The following is a 20,934-nucleotide window of genomic DNA, read 5'->3' as shown; positions in this document are numbered from 1 at the left end:
GTCGGGCATCGCGCAATGCAGGCGCTGAAACAAAAAGAGGCCCGGCGTTTCGGCCGGACCTCTTCATGTCGAGCGAACCGCGCGAACGCTTATTCGTGGATCGTATAGGAGCCCATTTCGCAGAGGTTCTGCGTGTCGGTGGTCGTGTCGAGGTTGGAGCCTTCCTCGAACTCGAACTTCATGTCGTATTTGCAGACATCGCGGCCGTCGCCGATGGTGATGTCCATGCTCTCGCCCGGGTTCAGCACCTGCTTGCCGAAGACGTCGTCTTCCCACTCGTTGACGCCAACGGGCGAGGTGTAGAAATTGGTGAGCACCGAGTTGGTGCCGTTCTTCAGCGTGAAGACCAGGTCTTCCGCGTGAGAGACGCCTGCAAATGCCAGAAATGCGATGGCGGAGACCGCCGACAGCGTGATGTTTCTCATGTTTCCCCTCAAAACGCCCCACACGGGGCGCGACGGTCTTATTATCGGATGAGCATATGTAAAAGTGGTTTCGGCAGCCATTTCTGGTGGCTTTTCTTGGGCTGCGAAGTTGTGTGCCATGACATTGAAAGTCTAGCGTGCTGACCAATTTCGAACACAGTAGAATGTCATGGCCTCGGTGCTGTGGCGACACGCTTTAGGCATGACGAGGTATTGAAATGAAACTGGTAATCCTGACCGCCGGCGCACTTCTGTCGGCATCAATCGCGCAGGCAGCGGGCACGGCACAGCAGAACTTCCCAGGCGCCCCCGGCGCGCTGACGCTGGCCGGCCGATGCAGCAAGCTCGTCGTCGGCAAGGTCGATGTCTCCAAGCCCTGCCAGAACGAGATCGCCAGCGTCACGCTGGTCAACGGTCAGGTCACCTTCATCTTTTCCGCAGAAGGCAAGATGCTCGGCTTCCAGGGCGACGGCACAAAGATCAAGCCGGCATCGGCGGGCAATGTCACGCTGCCGCTCGATATGGTGGTGACGGGCGCCGGCCAGAAGATGACCGGCCAGGTCAAGGTCTCGGGAAGCTGCACGCTCGGCAACCCCTATGACGGCAAGCCGGTCGCGATCGAATGCAGCGCCAAGAGCACCGACACGGCCTTCTCCGCGGTCTTCAAGACCAACGGCAAGGCACCGAAGCAGAAGTAAGCCTAGACGAGCCTCAGGCGCACCAGGCGCCCTTGCCGGGCTTGCGCGCCAAGCCTTCGTCCACCAGCTGCGCGCCGATCGAGCGACCGTCGCGCGAGATAACCCGGGGTGCGGCCCCCTTGTCGGGCTGCCCGGCGGCGTTCATCGAGAACGATCCGGCATTCAGAAGGTTGAGCAGCCGGAGCTTGGCCGCGAAGCCCGCCTTGCGCTCTCCGTCGCAGCGCGCATTGTCGATGCCGGGGCTGACGATATCGGCGATGACGATCTTCTCGCCCTTGTACCAGAAGGTGCTGCCGTCCGCGACGCAGTTGATATGCTCGCCCTGCCCGCAATAGCCGAAGGCAGCCTTGGCGGATTGCGTCTGCGCCGGTGAAATGGAGACTGGCGAGATGGACGCCGGCTCCGCCTTTTCCGCGACAGGCCCCTTGGACGACGGGATCGGCACGGCCGCCGGAGGAATGATCTTCGAGACCGGCGCGATCGACGCCGTCTGCCTCGGTCCCGTATCCCGACTCGTATCCTTGATGGCGTCACGCACCGCATCGCGCTCGCGCGTATTCTTCGCCACGCTGACCGGCCGCGAAGCCGAAGGCGCATGCGAGGCGAGCATCGGCTTCACGCTCTTCCAGTTGTCGTAGACGGCTATGCCGCCAAAGGCGAGCGCACCCACGACCACCCAGGGAAGCGGGCTGCCGCCTCCGCTCTTCCTCGCTCCCGCCCGCGAGCGTGTCGATGTCTTGCGGCGTGTCGCTGTCTTGGCCATGGCGTCCCGATTCCCGTGATGGCCGATTATCGCCGCGCAATCCTTTCCGAAAGGTTGGCAAGCGCCATTTGCTCCCGGCTAGTTTCGCCCAGCAAATTTCACCTGCGCGTTTCGCTTGCCCCCGCCGCCACATCATCGCGCCATTTGCCCGCTACAGCCTCCGCTCACGTTTGATTGAAGAGGCTGGTGGCCGAAAACGCTGGCATCTGTTAGCCCCGCTCCCTATTTGAGGCCCGCCCCTGCGATGACGACGATACGACAGCGATGAAGGCTGCTGAGAAGAAGTAAAGGCATGACGCGTAAATATCTGAGATTTCTGAAGTGGCCCGCAGGCCTCGCGCTAGGTGCGGTGCTCCTGGTCCTCGGTCATGCCGGCATCGGCCAGCTCACCGGAAATTTCCATGAAGTCATCCCCGGCGAACTCTACCGCTCAGCCCAGCCGAGCGGCTCCGACATCGCCACCTATGCCGATACCTACGGCATCAAGACCATCGTCAACCTGCGCGACGAGGAGCGTACCGACTGGTACCACAATGAGGCGGCCGCCGCTCAGAAGGCCGGCATCACCCTCATCGATTTCCCGATGTCCTCGTCGAAGCTATTGCCGATCCCCGAGGCCGAGCGCCTCGCCAAGCTGATGGCCGACGCGCCAAAGCCGCTCCTCATCCACTGCGAACACGGCGCCAACCGCACGGGCCTGGCGTCGGCGATCTATGTCGGCGCCGTCGGCAAGCTCAGCGAGACCTTCGCAGAATTCCAGCTCAGCCCCTATTTCGGCCACTTCGCTCTCCCCGGCATCGGCCGCTACGAACTCACCCGCTCCTGGGACGCCTTCGAGGAAACGATCGGGTTTTGACGCGCACCGAGTGTGGCGCCTTCGGCGCCGCGCACGGCAATCCCCCTTATCGCCCGCCATTCGCTCTCATGCTTCATGGTCAGGTCAACGGGCACGGTATTTACGGTCATCTATCTCTCTCGCTATCGGCTGGAGTTCAGTTCTTGTCGGAGCCCTTGTCGTCACTCGTGATCGGCCCCTCGCGCGACAAATCTCCGCCCGTCACATGCGCAGGCACATGAATGTCATGGTGAATGCCCGGCGTCAGCGTCAGGTCCACCTGATGCGGCGGCATCACCTGGGCGGTCTTCATCCGGTTCGGCTTTGCCCGTTTCATGCGGTCGGCCGCCTGCGTGCGCTTGTCGGGAATATGGGTGTCTGGAACGTGGCTATGGGTCGGCATGGTCGTCCTCTCCCTTCTCGTTACACTCTTCGCTTTACACTGGCTCGGTTTCCCGACCGCACACCAAGCGCGCGGCGACCGAAGTCGGCGGCCCATCGGCGACACATCTGTCGGGCAACTGAAGACCAAACGACCGGAGAGCCGGATGGTTCCCGAGAAAAGCGATCACGCGCTCCAGCCCGATCTTGACTGAGCCGCGAACTTGACTATCTCTGTGAACATCCCGCGGCCTCAGACATCGGCCGACGGGCAACCTGGTGCCGGGCCCCTCTGGCGAGAGTTTTTACGGCGCTCTCGTGATGTCGGTACCGCCTGCAGATAAGCCGGCGGATTTTCATTCGATGAAAAAGCACACCATGCCTCATGCGCATGCCCGTTGTGGTATGTCGCATTCTCTTTGCGTATCCACGCCCTTGAACACCGCGATCAGTGGGGAGGTTCGCTCATGAGCACCCCCACCAAGACGAAATCGACACTCAGCTACTTCACCTGGTCCTTCATCGTCACCGCCGTCGGCCTCGCGCTCGGCGCGGCCCTCGGCTGGCAGACGACCGGCACCATAGGCGGCATGGCGACCGTCTTCTTCATTTGTACGGTGCTTGCCGTACTCGAAATCTCGCTCTCCTTCGACAACGCCATCGTCAACGCCAACAAGCTGAAGGAGATGACGCCGGAGTGGCAGCATCGCTTTCTGACCTGGGGCATCGTCATTGCCGTCTTCGGCATGCGCATCGTCTTCCCGCTGGCGATCGTCGCCATCGCGGCCCAGATCGGCCCATGGGAAGCGCTTGTTCTCGCCGCCCGCGAGCCTGCCGAATATGCCCGCATCATGAACGACGCGCATCTGCCGATCGCAGCCTTCGGCGGCACCTTCCTGATGATGGTCGGCCTCAACTACTTCTTCAACCATGAGAAGGAGGTGCACTGGATCGCGGGCCTCGAACGCATGATGGCCCGCTCGGCCACCATCAAGGGCATCGAGATCGCTTTCGTGCTGGCCCTCATCCTGGTCTTCTCCTCCTTCCTGCCGGAAGCGGAAGCCAGCACCTTCGTGCATAGCGCCATCTATGGTCTTCTGACCTTCCTCGCGGTCGAGGTAGTCGGCGGCCTGCTCGATGCCTCGCAAAAGACGATGAGCGCCGCCGCCAAGGGTGGCCTTGGCGCCTTCATCTATCTCGAGGTGCTGGATGCCAGCTTCTCCTTCGACGGCGTCATCGGCGCCTTCGCGCTGACGCAGAACCTCTTCGTCATCGCCATCGGCCTCGGCATCGGCGCCATGTATGTGCGCTCCATGACGATCATGCTGGTGGAAAAGGGAACGCTTGCCGAATACCGCTATCTCGAGCACGGCGCCTTCTACGCTATCCTGATCCTCTCGGTGATCATGTATGTGCAGACGCTGTATCACATCCCCGAAGTCATCACGGGGCTGGGCGGCGCCACCCTGATCGGCATCTCGCTCTGGTCCTCCATCCGCTACAACAGGAAGGAACAGGCCGAAGAGCAGGCGCATGGCGAAACGCATGCGCAGAAGGAACAGCAGGTTCAGGCGCAGACCTGAGCCGAGCGCTCCTGACGATTGGCAAGCGGCCACCTCGTCCTCACCCCTCATCCCGGCCTTGTGCCGGGATCCAGCAGCGTCGCGTCCGCGACGCTAAGGGACTCTTTTCCCGCCACGACGGCGAGGATGAGGAGGAGAACGTGGCGGCTGTTCGTCCCAATCCCCAATAAAAACAAAGCCCGCGACCGAGAGGTTGCGGGCTGTTTCATATCAAGCGACCAACGGCCGCTTCTATCTTGCAAGCTTAGTGATTGATACGGCCGAACAGGCTCGGATCGATCCCGAGCTTGTTGAGATCGCGCTCGCGTGGACGGCGGCCGGATTGGGCGGCGGCGCTGGCGGCATTCGCGGCACCGATCATCGCAAAGGCGCGGCCAAGGAAGCCATCACGAATGGACTGACGGAAGGACATTGTCTTTCTTTCTCTAGCATATGATTGACTGCTCACATATGGGCGCGCGAGGCGGGAACCACAACCGCCGGGATTTCAACCCAGCCATGCGGGAATGGGCGGGGTGGGCGTCGGTAACCGCTAAAGCTAGGTCCAGGCACGTGGCCCCCTCACCCTACCCTCTCCCCGAGGGGAGAGGGGAAGATAGCGCGGAGGGTGCCGCTTTTCCCTTCTCCCCAGCGGGGAGAAGGTGCCCGAAGGGCGGATGAGGGGGCTCCGGGCGCAAAGGTTGCCCCAACAATAACTCAGCACACCAACCTCACATCACCTCCCCCGGCAACGCCGCCGCCTGCAATATCCACCCCTTCAGCAAGGCCGCATCGAACCGCTCGTCTTCATGCAGATGCACATACCGCACCCCCTCCTGCTTTGACCCGACAGGCGGCAGCGGATTAAGCGATGCGCCCTTGAAGAACGTCACCTTGATGTATCGATCGAAGCAGTGAAACGCCAGGAACCAGCCGCCTGCCGCGGCGCCATAGAGCGGCGTGTTCCACTTCACGGCCTTGTGCAGATCGGGAATGAGCCCGGTTATCAGCTCATCGAGTGCCTTCCCCACAGCACTCTTCCACCCCGGCATCGCCGCGATATATGCCTGAACCGGGGCATCCCCCTCCCCCTTCGGTATCTGCGGATTGCCGCCGGACAAAAGCTTGGGCGCGCTCATCAATTCCTCCCTGGTTGCTTCCCCGACTTTAGCAACAGCAAGTGGAAATGTCCGCCCCCGCCCGCAAATCCACCCCGCCTCACGCCCAACCGAGCCGACATCCCGATAGCCGCACGCCCGCCACAATGCTAAGAGCGACCAACCAATCATGGACCACGCCCGATGCCAGACGCCTCGACATTCCTCACCTTCCTCGCCGCCCTCGCGGTGCTGGAGATCACGCCTGGGCCCGACATGATGCTGATCATCGCGCGCGGTGTCGGACAGGGGCGCAAGGTGGCGGTGCTGACGGTCGTCGGCAATATCTTCGTGGCGGGCACGATCCAGGTTGCCCTTCTGGTTCTGGGGCTGGCGTCGCTTTTGGCCGCCTATCCCGCCGCCCTGCAGATCCTGCAATGGGCAGGCGCGATCTATCTTCTCTATCTCGGCGTCAGGATGATCTGGGGCAGCTTCAAGAACCACGCGACGGGCGCGCCAAGGGCCAGGCCCGTATCCGGCTGGAGAGCCGTGCGCGAAGGCGCCATCAACAGCCTGACCAACCCCAAGTCCCTGCTCTTCATGTTCACCTTCCTGCCGCTCTTTGTCGATCCCGAAGCAGGCCCGGTCTGGCTGCAACTCCTCGTCCTCGGCTCGATCCAGAAGCTGATCGGCGTGTTCTCGCTCGGCGGCGTCGCCCTTGCCTCGGGCTCGGTCGGCAAATTCCTGAACCGCTGGCCGAAGCTCCTGGCATGGCAGGAACGCTTCACCGGCATCGTGATGGTCGGCCTCGGCATCCGCCTTCTCCTGTCAGGCAGCCCTTCGCCGATGCCCTCGGCAGCGCGGTGAGGTCACCCTGCCGCCTTGGCGCCTGTTGGTAACAAGAAAACAGCGACTATGGCATAAAACTCTAAGTCGCGATCAAAGCCTACGAGTGATGAGCCATTCCGCCGGGCCGATAAGGAAACCGAATGTCGGGAAACGAACAGCAGGTCGAATGGGGTCCCTGTTGCCTTTGCGGCAGGGGCATTGAGCCCACGTCTCCCGACCCACTCCGCCTGACCGCTGAAACCGCCGATGGCAACTGGCAGGCTTGGTTTGCGCATACCGCTTGCTTCAAAAGCAAGTTGGTCGATCCACCTGACGCGCCACCCGGATTTTTTGCTCCGGCATATTTCTAGATAACCTTGCCGTTGGCTCTGGCGGCGACGAAACATCTCCCCATGGACTTCCCCCGCCCCCGCCATACCTACCCCTCCCGGAGGTAACCCATGGCCGAAGTCCTGCTCTTTCACCACGCCCAGGGGCTGACGCCGGGCATCCATATCTTCGCCGATCACCTGCGCGATGCCGGCCATGTCGTCCACACGCCCGATCTCTTCGATGGCCATGTCTTCGCCAGCATCGACGAGGGCATGGCTTATATCCAGGCCACCGGCTTTGACGCGCTGCGCGAGCGCGGCGTCAGGGTGGCCGATGACCTGCCGGCCGAGCTTGTCTATGCCGGCTTTTCCTTTGGCGTCGTGCCGGCGCAGCAGCTGGCGCAGACGCGGCCCGGCGCGCGCGGCGCGCTTCTGTTTCACGCCTGCCTGCCGATCTCGGGCGAGTGGTCCTTCGGGCCTTGGCCGGAGGGCGTGCCGGTGCAGATCCATGCCATGGATGCCGATCCGATCTTCATGCGCGAGGGCGATATCGATGCCGCCCGCGAGATCCTGGAGCATGTGAAGGACGCGAGCCTCTTCCTCTACCCGGGCGACCAGCACTATTTCGCCGACAGCTCGCTCCCCTCCTGGGATTCCGACGCCGCCGAAGTGCTCACCCGCCGGGTCCTCGATTTCCTCCGACACGTCAACGGCGCCGGCGACGGCCTGCCGTAAAAAGAAACGGCCGGCGGATGTGTCCATCGCCGGCCGTGAAAGATAATGGGGTTTGGGCAGTCTTTTTCTTGATCCTGTGCGGAAGTCTCAGTCTTCGTTGGCCGCCAGCTGTGACAGCACCTGCCCGCGCCCGCGCAGACGCAGGATCAGCGGGATGATGAAAGCGGCGGCCGCGACGATCAGAAGCCCGGCCGCGATCGGCGACATGACCAGCGTCGTCACATCCCCCTGGCTGATGGCGAGCGCCCGGCGCAGCTGCTGTTCGGCAAGCGGCCCGAGGATCAGGCCCACCACGGCCGGCGCGATCGGATAGCCGAACAGCCGCATGATGTAGCCGAGCACGCCGAAGCCAAGCAGCATGCCGAGTTCGAACACGGAAGGATTGGCGCCGATGGTGCCAAGCGTCGCGAAGAGCAGGATGCCGGCGTAAAGCCAGGGCTTCGGAATGGTCAGCAGGCGCACCCAAAGCCCGATCATCGGCAGGTTCAAGACGAGCAGCATGGCGTTGGCGATCAGCAGGCTGGCGATCAGGCCCCAGACGAGCTGCGGATTGTTGGCAAACAGCAGCGGCCCCGGCTGCAGGCCGTATTGCTGGAAGCCGGCCAGCATGATCGCCGCTGTCGCCGTTGTCGGCAGGCCGAGCGTCAGGAGCGGCACCAGCGTACCGGCGGCGGATGCATTGTTGGCGGCCTCCGGTCCGGCGACGCCCTCGATGGCGCCGTGGCCGAATTCCTCCGGGTTCTTCGCCAGCTTCTTTTCGGTGGCGTAGGAGAGGAAGGTGCCGATCTCGGCGCCGCCGGCCGGCATCGCGCCGATCGGGAAGCCGATCGCGGTGCCGCGCAGCCACGCCTTCCACGAGCGGCCCCAATCCTCCGCCGTCATCCAAAGCGAGCCCTTCACCGCCTCGACCTTCTCCTCGATGGAGTTGCCCTGGGCTGCGATATAGAGCGTCTCGCCGATCGCAAACATCGCGACCGCAAGCGTCGTCACCTCGACGCCATCGAGCAGGTCGGGGACGCCAAACGAGAGCCGCGCCTGCCCCGTCTGCTGGTCGATACCGACCATGGCGAGCGCGAAACCGATGAACAGCGAGGTAAGACCGCGCAGTGCCGAATCCCCGAAGGCCGACGACACGGTAACGAAGGCGAGCACCATCAGCGCGAAATATTCGCGCGGGCCGAACACCAGCGCCAGCTTGACGATATAGGGGGCGATGAAGGCGAGCCCGAGCGTGGCGATCAGGCCGGCGACGAACGAGCCGATCGCGGCTGTGGCCAGCGCCGGTCCGCCGCGCCCGGCGCGCGCCATCTTGTTGCCCTCGAGCGCGGTCACGATCGAGGCGCTTTCGCCCGGCGTGTTGAGCAGGATAGAGGTGGTCGAGCCGCCATACATGCCGCCGTAATAGATACCGGCAAACATGATCAGCGATCCCGCCGGATCGAGTTGGTAAGTCACAGGCAACAGAAGCGCCACGGTCAGCGCCGGGCCGATACCCGGTAGAACGCCGACGGCGGTACCCAGCGTCACGCCGATGAACGCGTAGAGCAGGTTCATCGGCTGCATGGCGACCAGGATGCCCTGGAACAGGAATTCGAAGGTATTCATCGCATCAAGATCCTAGAAGAACAGTCGCTCGAGCGGCCCGGCGGGCAGCGTGAGCTTCAGGAGCTGCGAGAAGATCGCCCAGACGATGAAGCTGAAGACGATGCCGAAAGGGATCGAGTACCACAGCTTGCGCTGACCGAAGCCGCGCGCGGTGAAGGCGAACATGAGCCCGGTCGCGATCGAGAAACCGGCGGTCTTCAAAAGCAGCATCTGCGCCGCAAGGCCGGCGACGACCCAGACGACGGGCGCGATTTCCTGGCGCTCGCGCTCGGGAAACTCGCCGCGAATGGCTTCGAAGACGGTCCAGATCCCGAGCCCGATCAGCCCGAAGGCGACGACCTTGGGGGCGGTTGCCGGGCCAATGCGGTCATATTGGGCGATGACGCGCATATGCGAGGCGTCCCACAGCATGACGGCGGCAACGGCGAAGAGACAGATGGCGATGACCAGCGCCGCCCAATCGGGGCGGCGCTTTTCTGCCACGGGTTGGTTACCCATGCTCATTGAACAAGTCCGATGTCTTTGAGGATCGTTTCAGTCGCCGAGACATCCTTGTCGAGCTGCGCCTTGAAGGCGTCGCCGGCGAGATAGGTGTCGGCCCAGCCCTTGGTCTTCAGCAGTTCCTGCCAGCTGGCGGACTTCGAAAGCTTGTCGAAATCGGCGGTCACGGCAGCGGTCTGTTCCGGCGTCAGGCCGGGAGCGGCTGCGACCATGCGCCAGTTCTGCAGGCTGACATCGATGCCGGCTTCCTTCAGCGTCGGCGCGTCCACGCCTTCGATGCGCTCGTCGCCGGAGACCGCGAGCAGGCGCAGCTGGCCCGACTTCACCTGCGATTCGAACTCGCCATAGCCGGAGACACCCGCCGTCACCTGGCCGCCGAGGATAGCCGCCAGCGCTTCGCCGCCGCCGGAGAAGGCAACATAGTTGATCTTCGTCGGATCGACGCCCGCAGCCTTGGCGATCAGGCCGACCGCGATGTGGTCGGTGCCGCCGGCAGAGCCGCCACCCCAGGAAACGGAACCCGGATCAGCCTTCAGCTTGGTGACCAGATCGCCCATCGTCTTGATGTCGGAGGACGTGGGCACGACGATCGCCTCGTATTCGCCCGTCAGGCGTGCGATCGGGGTCACGTCCTTCAGCGTTACCGGCGACTGGTTGGTCAGGATCGCGCCGACCATGACATAGCCGCCGACGATCAGGGCGTTCGGGTTGCCGTTGTTCTGGCCGGTGAACTGCGCAAGACCGATGGTGCCGCCGGCGCCCGGAACGTTCATCACCTGAACGTTGCCCGAGATGCCTTCCTTCTGCATCACGGTCTGCAGCGAACGCGCCGTCTGGTCCCAGCCACCGCCGGGAGCGGCAGGCGCCATGATCGTGTAATCGGCGGCATAGGCTGGCAGCGCGATTGCCGCCGCGAAAATGCTGGTCAGGAAAATATGCTTCAAGAGACTGTCCTCCATGAGCGCGGTGGATCACCGCGCGTTGTTCTCGATCGGATCGGGAAGGACAGCGCACACGGACGCGAAAACGCATCCGAAATATCTGGCTAAACTCCTCCCGAAACTTCCCCTATCCGCCTCCACGGAGTTGAAGTTCGTCAAAAGGGACCACAACAAGCTGTCATTTAGCTGACACCCCGCGCTTATCCAGTCAGGATGGACACTTTTTTGCCGCAATTCGAATTTGCGCCAGAAACAGCGGATTTCTCGTGCGTGCAGGGAACCCTTGTCGCCCTTCGACGTTAGACGAAAGTAATAGGGGAATTTGCGCCATGAGCACGCACATCGACATCAACCAGATCAATGACGACCGCCAGAATGACCGCTTGCGGGAAGTCTGGAGCGTCGCCGATTTTTCGCGCCGTCACCGGCTGGAAAAGGAAGAAGAGCAGCGCCTTTTCAAGCTGTTCGGCTCCTTCGCGACGAAGCAGGAACTGCTCTCGAACGCCCAGCGCCCATGCCGCTTCCGCTGACTGGCGGAGCGTAGCGCGAATAGGTCAAAACACCCATCCCCGGTGAACACTGCGGGCACGCTGTCGAGCGGCCCGCCAATACGGCATCACACGACGCCGAAGCTGACCTACTTTCAAATCAGACAAATGAGAATTTAGAGAACCGCCCTGCGGTTTACGATGCCAGCGGCATCAGAAAACGCGGCGAGATCAGCGATTTGCCAAAACGGATCGCCGCCGCATAATCCAGCGCTTCCGATACCTTCTCAGGCCAATGCGGCTTGGAGACCACTCCTACGGCGCTGCGGTTGTTGCGCACCATCTCGGGATTGCCGGTAACGAAGACGACGGTCACGCCATGTTCGCTGGAAAGACGCTCGGCGATCGCAGGGCCGGTCACGCCATCGGCGAGCTGAACATCCACAAGCGCCACTTCTGCCTGCTCGGCAAGCTCCAGTGCTTCGTCCAGCGTTCGGGCCGGGCCGATGACGGTGTGACCGAGATCCTCGACGATGGATTCGAGATCGAGCGCGATCAACAATTCGTCTTCGACAATAAGAATATTCATGCGGTACTGCCCATATCCCTGGAATGCATGCCAGCCTGAAACTCGAAAACGCGTGACGACGCGATTGGTTCCCGACCTTTCCAATTTCCTAATATGGAGCCTGAGGGTTAAAAGAATAGTAGCCGCGCCATACCAATTTTGGGCTTTAAATGTTCAATACAAATACCGCATTTCCCGGCAAAACCGATGAAATCGGGCGAAAATATACTTATGCAACCCATCCGATACAAATGCACCAAAACAACACGCCCAGCGCTTATCTGACGCTTAGCTAGCATCTATTGCGTGCGCAGCACCTCGTTCCAATGCGCGATCAGCCGCGCCCGCTTCACCTGGTCGAGATAGACCATCAGGCCGGGGCTGACAGGCACGGGCCTCAGCTGCGCGCCGAGCAGCGCCTGCATGGTGTTGGCGGTGTTTTCGCCGGTCACCTCAGGGCTGACGGCGGGGATCTGCAGCTCGCGCGCCATGATCGTCTGCCCCTCCTTCGACATGAAGAAGGAAAGATAGCGCCGCCCGAGCTCCGGATTGGCCGCCGCCTGCGGCACCAGCCCGATCCGGGACATGACGACCGTATAGTCCTTCGGCAGCACGATGCCGACCTCTGGATGGCGCTTGGCCCAATCCGCCGCGTAGGAGCCGAGAATATTGTAGCCAAGCACGAAGCGCCCGTCCGACACCCGCTCCAGGATCGCCGAGCTCGTCGAATAAAGCTTCACCCCCGCCGCCCCCATGGCGCCGATGACCGACCAGATATCGCCGAACTGCTCCTGGTCGCGCGCCATGAACAGGAAGCCAACGCCGGAGCGCTCGATATCATAGGTGCCGATCCGCCCATGCACCGCATCGCCCTTGCGCTTCAGATAATCGACGAACTCGGCGCGCGAACTCGGCGGCTGTTCGTTGACGAAGCTCGGCTTGTGATAGACGAAGACGGCCGGCTCGAAGGTCAGCGCATAGGCGGTGTTGCGCCAGTTCGCCCATTTCGGCCAGATCCCGCTCATTGGCAGGTTGCTCGGCTGCGCATAGCCGTCGTTGGAAAGCTTTGCCTGCAGGTCCATCGCCGACGAAAAGGCGAAATCCGCCGTCGGCTTCCCCGCGTCCGTCTCCTGCACGATGCGATCGTAGATCTCCCCGGTCAGCATGTCCTCGTAGGTGACGGCAACGTCGGGGTTTGCCTCCTGAAATCCGCGGATCATCGGCTGCGCCAGCGGCTCGTCGAGCGAGGAATAAACGACGAGCACGGGTGCGGCGGCATTGCCCGACACAGCCGGATAGAAGATCGGCTCCGCCAGGGCCAAGCCCGGACAGAGCAACATCAACGCAAATAGTGGCAGTCTCCTCATGCGCTGAGAATGCATGACTGCGCTATCAGGCACAAGGGAGCACCCACCCGCGCCATCCAGCGGCGCGCGATGCTGCACATGCTCAATCCCCGTCCAAAGGCGTAGCCGTCGCGCGCGACAAGCAGCACCAAAGACGTTAGACTTCCCGCGACCCAGTTGCCCTATCACGCGGAGGCCGCATTGGAGCGACGACTGACAGCCATCCTCGCCGCCGATGTCGTCGGTTATTCCAGGCTGATGGGCATCGACGAAACAGGCACGCTGAAGGCCTTCAACCGTCACCGCGTCGAGCTGATCGAGCCGGCGATCCTCGAATATGGCGGCCGGGTGGTGAAGCTTCTCGGCGATGGCCTGCTGGTGGAATTCGGCAGCGTCGTCAACGCGGTCGCCTGCGCCGTCGAAATCCAGCGCGGCGTAGCACTCGGCAATGCCGAGGTGCCCGAGGAACGCCGCATCCGCTTTCGCATCGGCGTCAATCTCGGCGATGTCATCGTCGAGGGAGGCGATATCTTCGGCGACGGCGTCAATGTCGCCGCTCGTCTTGAGGCCGTGGCGGACCCCGGCGGCATCGCCGTCTCCTCCTCGGTCCGCGACCATGTCGGCGCCCGCCTCGACCTGCGCTTCGAGGATCGCGGCCGTCAGACGCTGAAGAACATCGAGCAGAAGGTCCACGTCTACGCCGTGCTCGTCGATCTTCCCGATCAGAGCACCGGCGTGGCGTCCGAAACACCCATCGCCGGCACGCGCTCGATCGTCGTGCTCCCCTTCACAAACATGAGCGGCGACCCGGATCAGGAGTATTTTTCCGACGGCCTGACGGAAGACATCATTACCGACCTGTCGAAGATCTCGGGCCTGCTGGTCACCCCGCGCAACACCACCTTCGCCTACAAGGGCCGGGCCATGAAGATCGGCCAGATCGCCTGCGAGCTCTCGGTTCGCTATGTGCTGCAGGGCAGCGTGCGCACATCCGGCGGCCGCGTGCGCATCAGCGCCCAGATGATCGACGCCTGCAACGAGGACCACCTCTGGGCCGACCGCTACGACCGCGACCTCACCGACATCTTCGCCATACAGGACGAGATCGCCCACGCGATCGTCGGCCAGCTGAAGGTCAAGATGCGCCCGGAGGAAGTGCGCGCCATCGAGAGCGACCCCACCACCAATGTCGAGGCCTACACCTACTATCTGCGCGGCCGCAAGTTCGCCCGCACCATGACCATGTCCTATCTGATCATGGCCAGGCGCATGTTCTACAAGGCGGTCGAGCTCGACCCGAACTATGCCCGCGCCTATGCCGGCATCGCCGATTGCGACAGCGCCCTTTACATCTGGTACGCCGCCGAACTGCCGATCGACGAGATCCTCGAGATGACCGCCAAGGCGTTGGCGCTCGACCCCGATCTCGCCGAAGCCCACGCCGCCCGCGCCATCGCGCTCCATCACGCCGCCCGTGACGCAGAAGCCGACATCTATTTCGCCCGGGCGCTGGCGCTCGATCCCAATCTCTTCGAGGCCAATTTCCACTTCGCCCACCGCCTGTTCAAGCGCGGCCAGTTCGAGGATGCGATCATCTATTTCGAGCGTTCCGCCAGCCTCTACGGCGATGACTACGTCTCCCCGGTCCTGCTCGCCGCCGCCTTCCGCTCACTCGGACTTCCCGAGGATGGCCGCAAATGGGCGGCCGAAGGGGCTGTTCGCGCCGAGCGCGCCGCCGAGCAGAACCCCGGCAACTCCGCCCCCGTCCACCGCGCGGCGCTTGCCTACGCGCAGATCGGCGACACCAGGCGCGCCATCTCCTGGATCAACCGCGCGCTCGCCATGGACCCGCACGACGTCATCACCCGCTACAACGCCGTCTGCGTCCACGCCTTGCTCGGAGAAACCGACCGCGCCGTCGAACACATGCAGCAATTGCTGCCCAACAGCTCCTCCTACCAGATCGGCTGGTTCGAAAACGATTCAGACCTCGACAACATCCGCTCCGACCCGCGCTTCATCGAGCTGATGGCGGCGATCGCGCAGCAGTGAAGCCGTAAACGCCGCACCGTGACATCCGCCGCGCCGCCCTGTAGTCTCCGGCAAAAATCAAGGGAACATCCGTGCGCATTCTACTGGTGGAGGACAATATCGCGCTGGCTGACGGGCTGTCGGCCATTCTGCGCGGCACCGGCCATGCCGTCGATGTCGTCCATGACGGCGCATCCGCCAATGCGGTAACGGCGGCCGAGAGCTTCGACCTCGTGGTGCTCGATCTCAACCTGCCCGAGATGGACGGCCTCGACGTGCTGCGCGCCATGCGCGCCCGCCAGAACCAGGCTGCCGTCCTCATCCTCACCGCACGCGGCACCCCTGAGGAGCGTGTCAAGGGCCTCGACCTCGGTGCCGACGACTACCTGATCAAGCCCTTCGACATCTCCGAATTCGAGGCCCGCGTGCGCGTCCTCCTGCGCCGCCAGGCCGGCCTGCATTCGGCGACCGTCAGCTTCGGCGGCCTGTCGCTTGATCTGAATTCCCGCGCCTTCTTTTCCGGCGGCACACCGCTCGATATCCCCGCCCGCGAGCTCGGCCTGCTCGAAATCCTCTTCATGCGCGCCGGCAAGGTGGTCGCCAAGGAAGCGATCATCCAGTCGCTCACCGCCTTCGACGACGACATCTCCGCCAACGCCATCGAGCAATATGTCAGCCGCCTCAGAAAGCGTCTCGCCCCACATGGGCTGACGGTGAAGACCGCACGGGGGATCGGCTACTACCTCGACAAGCTGCCCGAGCCCGATACGACCGCCCCCGAGGCGCCATGACGTCGGCCTATTCGCTCCGCCGTCGCCTCCTCTTCTGGCTGCTGATCTCCACCGCCGTCATCGGCATCGTGGCGCTGGCCGACACCTATCGCGAGGCCGTGCAGACCTCCAACATTGTCTCCGACCGCGTTCTCGCCGGTTCGGCGCTGGCGATCGCCGAGCGCGTCGTGGTCGCAGAGGACGGCTCTCTGCAGGTCGACATCCCCTATGTGGCGCTGGAAATGCTGACATCGGCGGCGCAGGACCGCGTCTTCTACCGCGTCGACGGCCCGCCGGGCGACTTCATCACCGGCTACCAGGCTCTCCCCGTCATCAAGGACACCAAGGGCGACGGTGCCGCCTTCGCCGACGACCGCTTCCGCAACGAACCGATCCGCGTCGCCACCCTCAACCGCTCGGCCTCGACGGGCATTCGCTCGGTCCCCTTCACCGTCACCGTCGCCGAAACCACCATCGCCCGCCGCCAGCTCGCCCGCGCCATCCTGCTGCGCTCGGCGCTGCGCCTCTCGGTGATGATCCTCGGCGCCGCCATCATCGTCTGGATCTCGGTCACGGTGGCGCTGCGCCCGCTCTACAAGCTGCGCGACGCTATCGGCGAACGCAGCCCCGACGACCTGCACCCGATCGAGCAATCCGTCCCCAGCGAAGTCCAGCCGCTGGTCGATACCGTCAACGGCTTCATGATCCGGCTCGAGCAGGCGCTGGACGCGCTGCGCAACTTCACCGGCAACGCCAGCCACCAGCTGCGCACCCCGCTCGCCATCATCCGCACACAGCTGGCGCTTTCCGCCCGCGCCACCTCGCTCGCCGATGCCCAGGCAGTCGCGCTGAAGGGCGACCAGGCCGTCGCCCATGCCGAACGCGTGCTCGCCCAGCTGCTCCTGATGGCGAAGATCGACGCCGCCACCTCGCGCGAGGCGCTGACGGCAACCGCGATCGACCTCACCGCCATCGCCCAGGAAATCACCGGCGAACTCATCCCGACAGCATCGGCCGCCGGCATCGATCTCGGCTTCGAGGGCGACAAACAAGAGATGATCCGCGCCGAACCGCTCCTGATCGGCGAACTCCTGCGCAACCTTACAGGCAACGCCATCGCCTACGCCGGCCACGGCGCCGAAGTCACCGTCCGCATCCGTGGTCTCGACGATGCCGTACTGCTCGAAGTCGAAGACAACGGCCCCGGCATCCCGCCCGACCAGCTCGCCGCCGTCCGCCGCCGCTTCTCCCGCGCCGACCAATCCGGCGCCCCCGGCGCTGGATTGGGCTTGCCGATCGTCGAGGAGATTTGCGGGTTGTTTGGTGCGACGCTGGCACTGGAGGCGGGGATTGGTGGCAGGGGGCTCAGGGCGACGGTGAGGTTTGGGCGGCTGTAGGCTTTATGCGAGTTAAATTTCGGCGGAGCCCGGAGCCCCCTCATCCGCCTGCCGGCACCTTCTCCCCGTTGGGTAGAAGGGACTCGTGGCCGGCCGCTCGCGCCAACCTCCCCTTCTCCCCTGCGGGGAGAAGGTGGCCCGAAGGGTCGGATGAGGGGGCCACGCGGTAAAACAGCACACAATCCAGCCCCACCCACACCACTCACCTTGAACCACCCATCCCTACCTTGCATTCTCTCGCTGCATTGCACACACTGCACCTGGGAACAGCAAATGCCGTACAACGATACGGCCGCGGATAAGGCAGTCCATGTCGATCAAAGCCAGCATCTATCACCTGACGCATTACAAATACGACAAGCCGGTCCGCCTCGGGCCACAGATCATCCGCCTCAAGCCTGCGTCGCATTCCAAGACGCGGGTGATCAGCCATTCGCTGAAGGTGTCGCCGGCGAACCATTTCGTGAACCTGCAGCAGGATCCCTACGGCAATTATCTGGCCCGCTACGTCTTCCCCGACCCGGTAACCGAGTTCAAGATCGAGGTCGATCTCGTCGCCGACATGACAGTTTACAACCCCTTCGATTTCTTCATCGAGGAGAGCGCCGAAATCTGGCCCTTCTCCTATCCCGAGGAGATCAGGGACGATCTGAAGATCTACATGCAGCCGCAGCCGGTGGAGCCTGCGCTGGCAGCCTATCTCTCGGGCATCGACCGCACGCCGATGCGGACCACCGATTTCATCGTAGGCCTCAATGCCCGGCTGAAGAACGACGTCGAATACGTCATCCGCATGGAGCCCGGCGTGCAGTCGCCGGAGGAGACGCTGAAGCTGGCGCTCGGCTCGTGCCGCGACAGTAGCTGGCTCCTGGTCGAAATCCTCCGCAATCTGGGCTTCGCCGCCCGCTTCGTTTCCGGCTATCTCATCCAGCTCACACCCGATCTGAAGGCGCTCGACGGCCCCTCCGGCACCGAGGTCGATTTCACCGATCTGCATGCCTGGGCGGAAGTCTATATCCCCGGCGCCGGCTGGATCGGGCTCGATCCGACCTCGGGCCTGTTGACCGGCGAAAGCCACATCCCCCTTGCCGCCACGCCGCACTATAGCAACGCCGCCCCGATCTCCGGCGCGCTCTACGGCCACGCCAACACCGAATTCGCCTTCGACATGAAGGTCACGCGCGTCGCCGAGCATCCGCGCATCACCAAGCCGTTTTCCGACGACAGCTGGGACGAACTCAACGCGCTCGGCGCCAAGGTCGACAGCATTCTGCAGGCCGAAGACGTCCGCCTTACCATGGGTGGCGAGCCGACCTTCGTCTCGATCGACGATTTCGAATCCGCCGAATGGAACACCGAGGCCGTCGGCCCGACCAAGCGCGAAAAGGCCGATATCCTGATCCGCAAGCTGCGCGAGCGCTTCGCCCCCGGCGGCTTCCTGCATTACGGCCAGGGCAAGTGGTATCCCGGCGAAAGCCTGCCGCGCTGGACCTTCTCGCTCTATTGGCGCAAGGACGGCAAGCCGATCTGGCGCAATCCCGAGCTCATCGCCGGCGAAGGCAAGGACACCGGCGTCGCGGCCGGCGACGCCGCCAACCTCCTCGGCGCCATCGCTCGCGAACTGGCGATCGACACCGACATGGTGCTGCCGGCCTACGAGGACCCGGCCGAATGGATCCTCAAGGAAGGCAGCCTGCCCGACAATGTCGATCCCTCCAATTCCAAGCTGAAGGACCCGGAAGAGCGCAACCGCATCGCCCGCGTCTTCGAGCGCGGCCTGACGACGCCGACCGGCTACATCCTCCCCGTCCAGGCCTGGAACGCCCAGGCATCCGGCCAGCGCTGGATGAGCGAGCGGTGGAAGACGCGGCGCGGCAAGATCTTCCTTGTGCCCGGCGACAGCCCCGTCGGCTACCGCCTGCCGCTCGGCACGCTGCCCTACGTACCGCCCGCCCGCTTCCCCTATATCCACCCCGCCGACCCATCCATTCCCCGCAGGCCGCTGCCCGATGTCTTCGTGCCCTCGGGCCGCGCCATGCCGGAAGCCTCGCGCCACAGCGAAGAGGTCGGCCAGAGCCGCGTCGAGCAGACGCTGGGCGAGATCGGCGGCGCCGTGCGCACCGCGATCTCGGTGGAGCCGCGCGACGGCCGCCTTTGCGTCTTCATGCCGCCGGTCGAGCGCATCGAGGATTATCTCGAGCTGATCGCGGCTGCCGAAAACGCCGCCGCCGAACTCGGCCTGCCCGTCCATATCGAGGGTTACTCGCCACCGCAGGACGAGCGCATCAACGTCATCCGCGTCGCCCCCGACCCCGGCGTCATCGAGGTCAACATCCACCCGGCCTCCAACTGGCAGGACTGCGTGGCGATCACCAGCGTCGTCTACGAGGAGGCCCGCCAGTCGCGGCTCGGCGCCGACAAGTTCATGATCGACGGCCGCCACACCGGCACCGGCGGCGGCAACCATGTGGTGGTCGGCGGCGCCAATCCCGGCGACAGCCCGTTTCTCCGCCGTCCCGACCTGCTGAAGAGCCTGGTGCTGCACTGGCAGCGCCATCCCTCGCTCTCCTACATGTTCTCGGGCATGTTCATCGGCCCGACCAGCCAGGCGCCGCGCATCGACGAGGCCCGCCACGACAGCCTCTACGAGCTGGAAACGGCGCTCGCCCAGATCCCCGCGCCCGGCAAGGGCGTCACGCCCCTGCCCTGGATCACCGACCGCCTGTTCCGCAACCTGCTGATCGACGTCACCGGCAACACCCACCGCGCCGAAATCTGCATCGACAAGCTGTTTTCGCCCGACGGCCCGACCGGCCGCCTCGGTCTCGTCGAGTTCCGCGGTTTCGAAATGCCGCCGAATGCGCGCATGTCGCTCGCCCAGCAGCTTCTGGTGCGCGCCCTCATCGCCCGTTTCTGGCAGAACCCCGCCGATGGCCGTTTCGTGCGCTGGGGCACCACGCTGCACGACCGCTTCATGCTGCCGCACTTCGTGTGGGCCGATTTCCAGGACGTGCTTGCCGATCTCAAGCAGAACGGCTTCGACCTCAGCCCGGAATGGTTCAAGGCGCAGCTCGAATTCCGTTTCCCCTTCTGCGGCGAGGTCGAATACGAGGGCTCGAAGCTGGAGTTGCGGCAGGCGCTGGAGCCCTGGAACGTCATGGGCGAGGAAGGCGCGATCGGCGGCACCGTGCGCTATGTCGACAGCTCCGTCGAGCGTCTGCAGGTCAGGCTCGAGACCAGCAATTCTTCCCGCTACACCGTCACCTGCAACGGCCGCACCGTGCCGCTGACGCCGACGGGCACTGCCGGCGTCTCGGTCGCCGGCGTTCGCTTCAAGGCATGGCAGCCGGCGTCGGGATTGCACCCGCTGCTGCCGGTCAACACGCCGCTCACCTTCGACATTTATGATACATGGTCGAAGCGTTCGATCGGCGGCTGCATCTATCATGTTGCCCATCCGGGCGGGCGTAACTATGACACCTTCCCGGTGAATGGTAACGAAGCCGAAGCCAGGCGTCTGGCGCGATTCGAGCCATGGGGGCATACATCGGGCGGCTATATCCCCGCGATCGAGACCGGATCGCCGGAGTTCCCGCTGACGCTGGATCTGAGACGGCCGGCAGGCATTTAG

General features: G+C 63.8%; 20 protein-coding genes. 10 read left to right on the top strand and 10 right to left on the bottom strand.

Going from position 1 to position 20,934, the window contains the following annotated elements:
• Positions 1–89: 89 nt before the first annotated feature.
• The gene (locus tag QTL96_RS25970; protein ID WP_018899779.1) at positions 90–425 is read right to left on the bottom strand and encodes a hypothetical protein; all 336 of its coding nucleotides are present in this window, start codon (positions 423–425) and stop codon (positions 90–92) included.
• Between the two features lie 218 nt (positions 426–643).
• On the opposite strand from QTL96_RS25970, the gene QTL96_RS25965 reads away from it, so the two are divergent.
• Positions 644–1,123 carry a hypothetical protein gene (locus QTL96_RS25965; RefSeq protein ID WP_018899780.1) on the top strand — a complete coding sequence of 160 codons (480 nt, stop codon included), beginning with the start codon at positions 644–646 and terminating at the stop codon, positions 1,121–1,123.
• Between the two features lie 13 nt (positions 1,124–1,136).
• On the opposite strand, the gene QTL96_RS25960 is transcribed toward QTL96_RS25965, so the two are convergent.
• Positions 1,137–1,886, bottom strand: a complete 750-nt coding sequence (locus QTL96_RS25960; protein WP_289729739.1) for a hypothetical protein — start codon at positions 1,884–1,886, stop codon at positions 1,137–1,139.
• Between the two features lie 292 nt (positions 1,887–2,178).
• On the opposite strand from QTL96_RS25960, the gene QTL96_RS25955 reads away from it, so the two are divergent.
• Positions 2,179–2,742, top strand: coding sequence for a dual specificity protein phosphatase family protein (locus QTL96_RS25955; RefSeq protein WP_289729738.1), 564 nt, complete (start codon positions 2,179–2,181; stop codon positions 2,740–2,742).
• A gap of 136 nt (positions 2,743–2,878) precedes the next feature.
• On the opposite strand, the gene QTL96_RS25950 is transcribed toward QTL96_RS25955, so the two are convergent.
• Complete coding sequence (locus QTL96_RS25950) at positions 2,879–3,124, bottom strand: hypothetical protein (protein WP_289729737.1); 246 nt, start codon at positions 3,122–3,124, stop codon at positions 2,879–2,881.
• A gap of 445 nt (positions 3,125–3,569) precedes the next feature.
• Here QTL96_RS25950 and QTL96_RS25945 point away from each other — a divergent pair, with 445 nt between their 5' ends.
• Positions 3,570–4,685, top strand: a complete 1,116-nt coding sequence (locus tag QTL96_RS25945; protein ID WP_018899784.1) for a DUF475 domain-containing protein — start codon at positions 3,570–3,572, stop codon at positions 4,683–4,685.
• Between the two features lie 244 nt (positions 4,686–4,929).
• Here the strand turns inward: QTL96_RS25945 and QTL96_RS25940 are convergent, their stop codons facing one another.
• Both QTL96_RS25940 and QTL96_RS25935 read right to left on the bottom strand, forming a co-directional pair.
• Entirely contained in the window at positions 4,930–5,097 is a 168-nt protein-coding gene (locus QTL96_RS25940; protein WP_289729736.1) for a hypothetical protein, read from the bottom strand.
• Positions 5,098–5,395: 298 nt separating this feature from the next.
• A complete protein-coding gene (locus QTL96_RS25935) occupies positions 5,396–5,803 on the bottom strand; it encodes a DUF1801 domain-containing protein (RefSeq protein WP_289729735.1) in 408 nt (135 codons plus the stop codon).
• A gap of 162 nt (positions 5,804–5,965) precedes the next feature.
• Here QTL96_RS25935 and QTL96_RS25930 point away from each other — a divergent pair, with 162 nt between their 5' ends.
• Positions 5,966–6,628 (top strand): LysE family translocator, encoded by a 663-nt coding sequence (locus QTL96_RS25930; protein ID WP_289729734.1) that lies wholly within the window; start codon positions 5,966–5,968, stop codon positions 6,626–6,628.
• Between the two features lie 422 nt (positions 6,629–7,050).
• Complete coding sequence (locus QTL96_RS25925; protein ID WP_289729733.1) at positions 7,051–7,656, top strand: dienelactone hydrolase family protein; 606 nt, start codon at positions 7,051–7,053, stop codon at positions 7,654–7,656.
• A gap of 87 nt (positions 7,657–7,743) precedes the next feature.
• Here the strand turns inward: QTL96_RS25925 and QTL96_RS25920 are convergent, their stop codons facing one another.
• Genes QTL96_RS25920 through QTL96_RS25910 form a run of 3 tightly spaced genes read right to left on the bottom strand, consistent with a single transcriptional unit; the run spans position 7,744 to position 10,706 of the window.
• Entirely contained in the window at positions 7,744–9,261 is a 1,518-nt protein-coding gene (locus tag QTL96_RS25920; RefSeq protein ID WP_113009766.1) for a tripartite tricarboxylate transporter permease, read from the bottom strand.
• A 12-nt stretch (positions 9,262–9,273) separates the two neighbouring features.
• The gene (locus QTL96_RS25915; RefSeq protein WP_113009767.1) at positions 9,274–9,765 is read right to left on the bottom strand and encodes a tripartite tricarboxylate transporter TctB family protein; all 492 of its coding nucleotides are present in this window, start codon (positions 9,763–9,765) and stop codon (positions 9,274–9,276) included.
• Entirely contained in the window at positions 9,762–10,706 is a 945-nt protein-coding gene (locus QTL96_RS25910) for a tripartite tricarboxylate transporter substrate binding protein (protein WP_113009768.1), read from the bottom strand. Before QTL96_RS25910 ends, QTL96_RS25915 begins: the two co-directional genes overlap by 4 nt.
• Before the next feature lie 326 nt (positions 10,707–11,032).
• On the opposite strand from QTL96_RS25910, the gene QTL96_RS25905 reads away from it, so the two are divergent.
• The gene (locus QTL96_RS25905; protein WP_112942864.1) at positions 11,033–11,233 is read left to right on the top strand and encodes a hypothetical protein; all 201 of its coding nucleotides are present in this window, start codon (positions 11,033–11,035) and stop codon (positions 11,231–11,233) included.
• A 154-nt stretch (positions 11,234–11,387) separates the two neighbouring features.
• On the opposite strand, the gene QTL96_RS25900 is transcribed toward QTL96_RS25905, so the two are convergent.
• Both QTL96_RS25900 and QTL96_RS25895 read right to left on the bottom strand, forming a co-directional pair.
• The gene (locus tag QTL96_RS25900; RefSeq protein ID WP_289729732.1) at positions 11,388–11,864 is read right to left on the bottom strand and encodes a response regulator; all 477 of its coding nucleotides are present in this window, start codon (positions 11,862–11,864) and stop codon (positions 11,388–11,390) included.
• 194 nt (positions 11,865–12,058) lie between these two features.
• On the bottom strand, positions 12,059–13,126 hold the full coding sequence (locus QTL96_RS25895) for an ABC transporter substrate-binding protein (RefSeq protein ID WP_289729731.1): 1,068 nt from the start codon (positions 13,124–13,126) through the stop codon (positions 12,059–12,061).
• A gap of 180 nt (positions 13,127–13,306) precedes the next feature.
• Here QTL96_RS25895 and QTL96_RS25890 point away from each other — a divergent pair, with 180 nt between their 5' ends.
• From QTL96_RS25890 to QTL96_RS25875, 4 genes are all read left to right on the top strand, one after another.
• Complete coding sequence (locus tag QTL96_RS25890; RefSeq protein WP_289729730.1) at positions 13,307–15,157, top strand: adenylate/guanylate cyclase domain-containing protein; 1,851 nt, start codon at positions 13,307–13,309, stop codon at positions 15,155–15,157.
• A gap of 71 nt (positions 15,158–15,228) precedes the next feature.
• Entirely contained in the window at positions 15,229–15,927 is a 699-nt protein-coding gene (locus QTL96_RS25885) for a response regulator transcription factor (RefSeq protein WP_289729729.1), read from the top strand.
• Complete coding sequence (locus QTL96_RS25880; protein ID WP_289729728.1) at positions 15,924–17,303, top strand: sensor histidine kinase; 1,380 nt, start codon at positions 15,924–15,926, stop codon at positions 17,301–17,303. The genes QTL96_RS25885 and QTL96_RS25880 overlap by 4 nt, the downstream gene beginning before the upstream one ends.
• Positions 17,304–17,613: 310 nt before the next feature.
• Positions 17,614–20,934, top strand: a complete 3,321-nt coding sequence (locus QTL96_RS25875; RefSeq protein ID WP_289729727.1) for a transglutaminase family protein — start codon at positions 17,614–17,616, stop codon at positions 20,932–20,934.

The organism is Rhizobium sp. S163, assembly GCF_030380805.1.
Taxonomy (GTDB): domain Bacteria; phylum Pseudomonadota; class Alphaproteobacteria; order Rhizobiales; family Rhizobiaceae; genus Rhizobium.
This window is presented reverse-complemented; position numbering and strand designations above follow the sequence as displayed.

Excerpts from the sequence above, each read along its gene's own strand:
- QTL96_RS25930 (WP_289729734.1), top strand. The coding sequence starts at position 5,966 with ATGCCAGACGCCTCGACATTCCTCACCTTCCTCGCCGCCCTCGCGGTG.
- QTL96_RS25940 (WP_289729736.1), bottom strand. The coding sequence starts at position 5,097 with ATGTCCTTCCGTCAGTCCATTCGTGATGGCTTCCTTGGCCGCGCCTTT.
- QTL96_RS25915 (WP_113009767.1), bottom strand. The coding sequence starts at position 9,765 with ATGAGCATGGGTAACCAACCCGTGGCAGAAAAGCGCCGCCCCGATTGG.
- QTL96_RS25965 (WP_018899780.1), top strand. The coding sequence starts at position 644 with ATGAAACTGGTAATCCTGACCGCCGGCGCACTTCTGTCGGCATCAATC.
- QTL96_RS25950 (WP_289729737.1), bottom strand. The coding sequence starts at position 3,124 with ATGCCGACCCATAGCCACGTTCCAGACACCCATATTCCCGACAAGCGC.
- QTL96_RS25955 (WP_289729738.1), top strand. The coding sequence starts at position 2,179 with ATGACGCGTAAATATCTGAGATTTCTGAAGTGGCCCGCAGGCCTCGCG.
- QTL96_RS25925 (WP_289729733.1), top strand. The coding sequence starts at position 7,051 with ATGGCCGAAGTCCTGCTCTTTCACCACGCCCAGGGGCTGACGCCGGGC.
- QTL96_RS25970 (WP_018899779.1), bottom strand. The coding sequence starts at position 425 with ATGAGAAACATCACGCTGTCGGCGGTCTCCGCCATCGCATTTCTGGCA.
- QTL96_RS25920 (WP_113009766.1), bottom strand. The coding sequence starts at position 9,261 with ATGAATACCTTCGAATTCCTGTTCCAGGGCATCCTGGTCGCCATGCAG.
- QTL96_RS25945 (WP_018899784.1), top strand. The coding sequence starts at position 3,570 with ATGAGCACCCCCACCAAGACGAAATCGACACTCAGCTACTTCACCTGG.
- QTL96_RS25905 (WP_112942864.1), top strand. The coding sequence starts at position 11,033 with ATGAGCACGCACATCGACATCAACCAGATCAATGACGACCGCCAGAAT.
- QTL96_RS25960 (WP_289729739.1), bottom strand. The coding sequence starts at position 1,886 with ATGGCCAAGACAGCGACACGCCGCAAGACATCGACACGCTCGCGGGCG.
- QTL96_RS25895 (WP_289729731.1), bottom strand. The coding sequence starts at position 13,126 with ATGAGGAGACTGCCACTATTTGCGTTGATGTTGCTCTGTCCGGGCTTG.
- QTL96_RS25935 (WP_289729735.1), bottom strand. The coding sequence starts at position 5,803 with ATGAGCGCGCCCAAGCTTTTGTCCGGCGGCAATCCGCAGATACCGAAG.
- QTL96_RS25880 (WP_289729728.1), top strand. The coding sequence starts at position 15,924 with ATGACGTCGGCCTATTCGCTCCGCCGTCGCCTCCTCTTCTGGCTGCTG.
- QTL96_RS25875 (WP_289729727.1), top strand. The coding sequence starts at position 17,614 with ATGTCGATCAAAGCCAGCATCTATCACCTGACGCATTACAAATACGAC.